Raw genomic sequence first — 1,674 nt, 5'->3', positions numbered from 1 at the left:
CAGCGGCGCGCTGGCGAAGGCCAAGGCGCTCTCGGCCTCCGAGATGGCGCGCCTCAAGGGCTACGAGGGCGATCCCTGCGGCGACTGCGGCCAGTTCACCATGGTGCGCAACGGCACGTGTCTCAAGTGCATCACCTGCGGCACAACGACCGGGTGTTCTTAGGCGGCTGCTCGTAGTGCCCTGACCATCACCAGGGCCCCTCACCCTGACCCTCTCCCTCGCGGCGGGGGGAGAGGGTTTCTGTTTGTGGCCCCCTCTCCCCTCTGGGAAGAGGGTTGGGGTGAGGGGCGCGGTAGAATCTCCCGCATGACCCCCCGCATGACCCCCCGCATGACCCAAGGACGCTGGCTCGAGGCGCGCGCTCCGCGTGGCATGGTCGCATCGCCCCACGCGCTGGCCTCCGCCTCGGGCGTGGCGGCCCTTCGCGCGGGCGGCAATGCGCTCGACGCCGCCATCGCCGCCGCGGCCACCATCGCTGTCGTCTACCCGCACATGAACGGCGTGGGCGGCGACAACTTCTGGCTGGTCTACGACGCGACGTCGTCGCGGCTCACCGCCCTCTGCGGCGCGGGGCGCGCGGCCCGCGCGGCCTCGATCGAGTGGTACGCGGCGCGCGGGATCCGTGAGGCCATCCCGGCCCGCGGCGGGCCGGCCGCGCTGACGGTGCCGGGCGTGGTGGACGGCTGGTGGAAGGCGCACCAGTACAGCTCGCGGAGCATGGGCTCGACGCTCCAGTGGAGGGACCTCCTGGCCGACGCCATCGCGTATGCGCGCGGGGGCTTCTCCGCCTCGGACGGCCAGCGGGTGCCGCCGCCGCGCGAGCCCGATCTCTTCGGCCCCACGGCGATAGCGGAGATCAAGCGCGATCTCTGGCCGCTCTATCAGCCCGACGCGCTCCACCGGGGCCCGCTCGTCCAGCGGGATCTCGCGCTCACCCTCGAGGCGGTGCGCGACGGCGGGCCCGACGCGTTCTACGGTGGCGACATCGCCAAGCGCATCGTGGCCGCGGCCGCCGCGGCGGGCAGCCCGCTGGCCATCGAGGACTTCGCGGAGCACACGAGCGACTGGATGGAGCCGCTCCGCGTGGCCTACCGCAAAGGAGAGGCCGCGAGCTTTCCGCCGCCCGCCCAAGGCATGTCGGCGCTCATGATCCTCGGGCTGGCCGACGGCTTCGACGTGAGCGCGCTGGGCGAGGCGGACTACGTCCATCTCCTGGTCGAGGCGACCAAGCTCGCCTTCGAGGACCGCGACCGCTACCTAAGCGATCCGGCCTCGATGGAGAAGAACCCGAAGGACCTGCTCGCGCCCGACAGGATCCGGCGCCTCCGCGCGCGCATTGATATGAAGCGCGCCATGCCGACAGCGCCGGCCCGGACCGAGGGCGGCGACACCATCGCCATCGTCGCGGCCGACGCGCAGGGCAATGCCGTCTCACTCATCCAGTCGCTCTACTTCACCTGGGGCTCGGGTCTCGTCGCGGGCGACACGGGCGTGATCCTGCAGAATCGCGGCTCGTTCTTCTCACTCGACCCGGCGCAGGCCAACGCGCTCGCCCCCGGCAAGCACACGATGCACACGCTAATCCCCTCGATATACCTGGAAGGCGGCAGGCCGCGCTTCGCCTATGGGACGATGGGAGGCGACGGGCAGCCCCAGACCCAGGCCGCGCTGCT

1 protein-coding gene is annotated in these 1,674 nt (G+C 71.7%); it reads left to right on the top strand.

Annotated elements, in window-relative coordinates:
* Positions 1-307: 307 nt before the first annotated feature.
* Positions 308-1,674 (top strand): gamma-glutamyltransferase (locus tag VGV06_15950; protein ID HEV2056637.1); only part of this gene is annotated, 1,367 nt, incomplete at its 3' end.

This window comes from Candidatus Methylomirabilota bacterium (assembly GCA_035936835.1).
Lineage (GTDB): Bacteria > Methylomirabilota > Methylomirabilia > Rokubacteriales > CSP1-6 > AR37.
This window is presented reverse-complemented; position numbering and strand designations above follow the sequence as displayed.